The organism is Streptomyces novaecaesareae (genome assembly GCF_000716875.1).
GTDB lineage: Bacteria > Actinomycetota > Actinomycetes > Streptomycetales > Streptomycetaceae > Kitasatospora > Kitasatospora novaecaesareae.
Genome location: NZ_JNWQ01000160.1, coordinates 1 through 5422 on the forward strand (window position 1 = coordinate 1; position 5422 = coordinate 5422).

At 76.5% G+C, this 5422-nt stretch carries 3 protein-coding genes; 1 reads left to right on the forward strand and 2 read right to left on the reverse strand.

Annotated features, from left to right (window positions below):
• Positions 1-170 precede the first annotated feature (170 nt).
• Positions 171-2066 (reverse strand): S9 family peptidase, encoded by a 1896-nt coding sequence (locus OP86_RS31980; RefSeq protein WP_030060025.1) that lies wholly within the window; start codon positions 2064-2066, stop codon positions 171-173.
• Positions 2067-2234: 168 nt separating this feature from the next.
• Positions 2235-2612, reverse strand: coding sequence for a nuclear transport factor 2 family protein (locus tag OP86_RS31985; RefSeq protein ID WP_030259211.1), 378 nt, complete (start codon positions 2610-2612; stop codon positions 2235-2237).
• A 222-nt stretch (positions 2613-2834) separates the two neighbouring features.
• Between OP86_RS31985 and OP86_RS31990 the strand changes: the two genes are divergently transcribed.
• A partial coding sequence (locus OP86_RS31990) for an ATP-binding protein (protein WP_033334340.1) occupies positions 2835-5422 on the forward strand: 2588 nt, incomplete at its 3' end.

Below are 5422 nucleotides of genomic sequence, written 5' to 3' on the forward strand. Positions count from 1 at the left end.
GGTGGTGGGTGCGGCGGGCGCGGTGGGTACGGTCGGCCTGGCGGCCGGCGGAGTCGGCACCGGCGGGCCGGCCGGGGGCGGGCAGGCGGCGTTGTCACTGTGCGATCCGGAGCAGCCGGTGAGTACCAGGGCCCCGGCCACCACCGCCCCCGCGAGTATCAGCACCCGTCTCACGCCGACTCCCCGTCCTCGTCGCCCACGGCCGCGGCCAGGTGCCGCCGGACGAAGTCGATCTCCAGCCGCAGCTGCTTGATCCGCTCCTCCACCACCAGCGACCCGTGCCCGGCGTCGTACCGGTACACCTCGTGCGGCTTGCCGAGCTGCTCCAGGCGCTCGACGTAGTTCTCGATCTGCCGGATCGGGCAGCGCGGGTCGTTGACCCCGGCGCTGATGTACACCGGCACCCGCACCCGCTCGACGTAGGTCAGCGGCGAGGACGCGGCGAAGCGCTCCGGGACCTCCTCCGGGGTGCCGCCGAAGAGCGTGCGGTCCAGCGACTTGAGCGCCTCCATCTCGTCGGCGTACGCGGTGGGGTAGTCCGCGACCGGCACGGCGGCGACGCCGAGCGCCCAGGCGTCGCGCTGGACGCCGAGGCCGAGCAGGGTCAGGTAGCCGCCCCAGCTGCCGCCGGTGAGCACCAGCCGGCGCGGGTCGGCGAGGCCGCTGGCGACCGCCCACTCGCGGACCGCCGCGATGTCCTCCAGCTCGATCAGGCCGACCCGCTCGTGCAGGGCGTCGGTCCAGGCCTGGCCGTAGCCGGTCGAGCCGCGGTAGTTGACCCGGACCACCGCGAAGCCGTGGTCCAGCCAGGCGGCCGGGCCGGCCGCGAAGGAGTCGCTGTCGTGGTGGGTCGGGCCGCCGTGGATCTCGAACACGGTTGGGACCGGGCCGTCCTCCGGCCTGGTCCCGGCCGGCCGCTGCACGAGGGCGTGCACCCGCCCGCCCGGCCCGTCCACCCAGACGTCCTCGACCGGGACCGACCCGGGCGGCACCGCGCCGGGCGCCCGCAGCACGACCGTCCCCGCGGTGGAGCGGACGGCGGACGGCTCGGCCGCGGAGGACCACAGGTACTCGACGGTGCCGTCCGGACGGGCGGTGGCGCCGCCGACGGTGCCGCGCGGGGTGTCCAGGCGGGTGAGCCGGCCGTCCGCGAGCGCGTACGAGAAGAGCTCGCTGCGCGCCTCGTACTCGTGCTCCACCAGCAGCTCCTCGGCGCCGGGGCGCCACTGCGCGGAGACGTCGCCGGGCAGCTCGCGGCCCTGCTGGTCGCGCAGCGGCAGCGCGGTCTCGGCGCCGGTGGCGACGTCCCAGATCATCGGCTCCCAGCGGCCGGTGCGCTGGTGGGCGACCAGCAGGCGGGTGTCGCCCTCGACCGGGGCGAAGCCGAGGCAGGCGACGCCGCGGGGCTCGTCCCGGCCGGTGACCTCGTCCAGTTCGGCGACGGTCTCGACGGCGATGGTGCTGTCGGTGCTGTCGGTGCGGTCGGCGCTGTCGGCCTTGATGCGGACGACCCGGATCGCGGAGTGCATCGCGTCGCCGTGCTCGGTGTGGTCGATGGCGAGCAGCGTGCCGTCGTGGCTGAGGTCGCCGATGCCGCCGTACTCGGCGTGCCGGTAGATCTCGACCGGCTCGGCGGCGCCGGGGCGGCGCAGGTGGAGGGTGGTGCCGTCCTCGTCGGTGGAGCGGCCGACGACGACGGAGCCGTCCCGGCCGAGGGCCAGGCCGGCCGAGTAGGAGGGGGCGAGGCCGGGCACGGCCTCCTCGTCCGGGCCGCCCGCGAACGGCTGGCGGCGCCAGACGCCGAACTCGTCGCCGTCGTTGTCGTCGAACCACCAGACCCAGGCGCCGTCGGGGGACAGCTCGGCGTCGGTGGTGCCGTTCGGGCGGTCGGTGACCCGGCGGTGGGCGCCGGTGGCGCGGTCCCAGGCGTAGACCTCGTAGGTGCCGGTCGCGTTGGACACGTACAGCGCCCGGTCGGGGGCGTCCTCCGCCCAGTCGGGCAGCGACACCCTGGCCGCCCTGAACCGCTGCTCCCACGCCGGTACGGCGCTCTTCTCCTCGCTCATCCGACCATCCAACCTGATCGGGGGGAGGGAATGGAACGGGGCGGGTGGGGCTGGGCCCACCCGCCCGGTGGGCGGGGGTGTCCGCGAAGGGGGTGCGGGGGTGTCCGCGGACGGTTCGGGCGGGCCGTGGTCCGTGGCTCGTGGTCCGTGGCTCGCGACCCGTGGGCCTCAGGCGCCCGGCACGCGGTCGAGGAAGCCGTACACCGCGCCGATCCGGCCGTCCGGGGTGGCCGCCAGCACGTCGAAGCCGATCACCACCGGCTCGGCGCCGGCCGGGCCGAGGTTCCAGGTGAAGCGGGCGATGTCGTGGTGCGCGTCCACCGGGCCGAGGGTGAACTGCAGCCCCGGGAACTGCGCCTGCGCCGCACCGATCAGCGCGTCGATCGCGTCCCGGCCGGCGACCGCCGCCAGCGGGTCGGTGTAGCGGCCGTCCTCGGCCCACACCTCGTCGATCAGCTTGCGGCGGGCCGCCGGGTCGGTCTCGTTCCACACCGCGAGGTAGCGCTCGGCGAGCTGCTGGAGGGCGGCGGTGGTGATCTCGGTCATCGTCATCTCCCGTGTTCCGGTTGGTTGTTGGCCGGTTCGTCGTGCCCCGGTGCTCACAAAGGTACGGACGGGCGGGTGGCGGCGAATCCGTCACGCATAGGCATGGGTGTACGTAGGTCCGGGCGGGGGGTGCCGATGCCCTTCTCCTGTCGGGGTTCGCGCTGGGGTGCTGGGGTGCTGGGGCGCTGGGACGCCGGGGCGTGGGTGGGTAGGGTCGGGGCCATGCTGTACGGGAGGGAAAACGAACAGGCCGCCGTGGTCGGGCTGTTGGACGCGGCGCGGGCGGGTCGTAGCGGTGTCCTGCTGCTCCGCGGCGAGGCCGGTATCGGCAAGACCGCGCTGCTGGACGACGCCGTCGCGCGGGCGGGGGAGGCGTTCCGGGTGATCCGGGCGGCGGGCGTCGAGTACGAGGCCGAGCTGCCGTACGCCGGGCTGAGCCTGCTGCTCGCGCCGGGCCTGGACCGGCTGGACGTCCTGCCCGGGCCGCAACGGCGGGCCCTGGAGGCGGCGTTCGGGCTGGCCGACGGCGGGGAGTCCCCCGGCCGGCCGGCCGACCGGCTGCTGGTCGGGCTCGCCACGCTCGGCCTGCTCGCCGAACTCGCCACCGACCAGCCGCTGTTGTGCGTCCTGGATGACGTGCAGTGGCTGGATCGGGCCTCGTCGGACGCGCTGCTGCTCGCCGCCCGACGGCTCCAGGCCGAGGGGGTGGCGCTGCTGCTCGCCTCCCGTACCGGGTCCGGAGGAGGTGCCGGGCCCGGAGGAGGTGCCGGAGCCGGAGCTTCGGCGGAGCCCCGGCTGGGCCTCCCCGAGCTGGTGGTGACCGCCCTCGACCAGGCCGACGCCACCCGGCTGCTGGCCCGGCGGGCCGGCTCCGAGCTGCCCGCCGCCGTCCGCGACCGGCTGCTCGCCGAGGCGGCCGGCAACCCGCTGGCGCTCACCGAACTCCCGGTCACCGCAGGGCCGCAGGCCCCCGCTCCGGGCGGCCTCCCGCTCACCAGCCGACTGCTGATCGCCTTCCACGGCCAGGTCACCGGCCTGCCCGCGGCGACCCAGACCCTGCTCCTCGTCGCCGCCGCCGAGGAGAGCGGCGAACTCGACGTCGTCCTGCCCGCCGCGGCCGCGCTCGGCATCACCGCCGAACACCTCGCCCCCGCCGAGGAGTCGGGCCTGGTGACGGTCACCGGCGAGCGCCGGATCGCCTTCCGGCACCCCCTGCTGCGCTCGGCGATCGTCCAACGAGCGCCGCACCACCAGAAGTCGACCGTCCACCGGGCCGTCGCCGACGCCCTGCCGGAAGGCGACCGCCGCACCTGGCACCTCGCCCTGGCCACCACCGCCCCCGACGCCGACCTCGCCGACGCGCTGGAGCGCACCGCCGTCCGCGCCGAACGGCGGGGCGGCCGCGGCGGCGCCGCCGCGTACGAACGCGCCGCCCGGCTCAGCCCCGACCGCGACACCGCCACCCGCCGACTCGTCCTGGCCGCCGAATCCGCCACCGAGGAAGGCGAGTTGGTACGGGCCGAAGCGCTCGCCGACGAAGCCGCCGCCCGTACCGACAACGCCCTGGCGCACGCCCTGCTCGACCAGGTCCGGGCCACCGCGCACTTCTGGCGCGGCTCCTACCCGACCGCCTACCGGCTGCTGCTCGACGCGGCCGGCACCGGAATCGATCCGACGCACGCTGCCCGGATGCTGTTCCAGGCCTTCCACACCGCCTGGTACGCGGGCGAGGAACCGGTCATCGCCGTCCTCGACCGCCTCGCGGCCCTCCCGCTCGCCGACGGCCACCCCCTCGCCCCGCTCGCCCGCCACCTGCCCGCCGCCGTCCTCCCGGCCCTCGGCCGGCCCGCAGCGCCGCTGCCCCCCGTCCGGGACGTCGCCGACGCCGCCCGCCGGGCCGGCGCCGAGAGCCCCGTCGACCTGGTCCAGCTGTGCGGAGCCGCCCTGATCCTCGGCCGCGACGAGGAGACCGCCGAACTCGGCGCCGAACTGGTCGCCGAAGCCCGTGCCAAGGGCACCCTCGGCGTGATGCCCACCCTGCAGTTCTTCCTCGCCGAAGCCGAACTCTTCCACGGCCGCCACCGCGACGCCGAAGTCACCGCCACCGAGGCCCTCGGCCTCGCCCGGGACACCGGCCAGCACCAGTGGGTCAGCCAACTCGCCGCGCTGCTCGCCCACCTGGCCGCACTCGACGGCCGCACCGACCACTGCACCGAACTCGCCGCCACCGCCCTCGCCACCACCGGCCCGCAGACCGCCGCCCCCGCCGCCGGCCTCCCCTGGGCCCAGTGGGCGCTCGCCCTGCTCGACCTCGGCCACGGCCGCGCCGGCGACGCCGCCGACCGCCTCCACACCCTCACCACCGGCCCGCACCGGCACCACGTCAGCGCCACCCGGGCCGTCCCCGACCTGGTCGAGGCCGCCGTCCGCCTCGGCACCCCCGAACGCGCCACCGAACCGTACGAGCGCTTCGCCCGCTGGACGGCCGCCGCCGACCGCCCGTGGGCCGAAGCCCTCCGACTGCGCTGCCAAGCCCTGCTCGGCCCCGACGAACTCGCCGAATCCGCCTACCGCGCCGCCCTCCACCTGCACGAAACGGCCCACCGCCCCTTCGAGCAGGCCCGCACCGCCCTCCTCTACGGCGAATGGCTGCGCCGCACCCGCCGCCGCACCGACGCCCGCCCCCACCTGCGCGCCGCCCTGGAGACCTTCGACCGCCTCGCCGCCCACCCCTGGGCCGCCCGCGTCCGCACCGAACTCTCCGCCACCGGCACCCCGGCCCCCACCCCCTCGGGCACCGCCCCGCAGTC